Below are 612 nucleotides of genomic sequence, written 5' to 3'. Positions count from 1 at the left end.
TCCGCCACTGCACGATTGCGGTCTGCAGACTCCCCTGACCCGTATCCTGCTCCTTTGCGTGGCGGGATAAGGGCGCTGATGTTCTTTCGCCGCAGTTCATCGTGACACCGCCGGGTGCCGTAAGCTCCGTCTGCCGCTGCTGCCCTGATTTTTCTGTGAGTCTGCCGGATAAGGACCGGGAAGGTTTCCGGGTCCGTTACGTTGTCCGGCGACAGGCCTGCGCAGATGATTTCATGTGTTTTGCCATCAGCAGCCCGATACGGCGGCGCTCTTTGCCGTGTTGTTTGACTTTCCATTCGCCTTCACCAGAGACCTTCAGCCCGGTGGAATCCGTCTCCCGGTGCGCGGTTTCACCCCGGGCGGGTGCCCTGACACTGACATTAACCGGCTTTGCCCGCTTGCTGACGCGGGTGTGATCCGGGCAGCGCAGCGTAACGTCCGTCAGGGCAAAAATGGAGCCGGTAAGGCCCTGTGCGGCCCGCAGGGTAAGCCGGAATACACGTTTAATCACGGGGACGGCCGGGATGGCAGGGTCAGAATAGTGCCGGGATCTTCTGCGGGATGAAGGCGTTGCTGACTCATACCCGGCCTGAATCGCCTCATCGTCCGGCC

1 pseudogene is annotated in these 612 nt (G+C 61.4%); it reads right to left on the bottom strand.

What is annotated here, in order from left to right:
* A pseudogene (locus tag ACS603_RS23435) lies at window positions 1-612 on the bottom strand (IS5 family transposase); the annotation flags it as partial.

It is taken from the genome of Enterobacter sp. Li2LvB3 (assembly GCF_056156645.1).
This window is presented reverse-complemented; position numbering and strand designations above follow the sequence as displayed.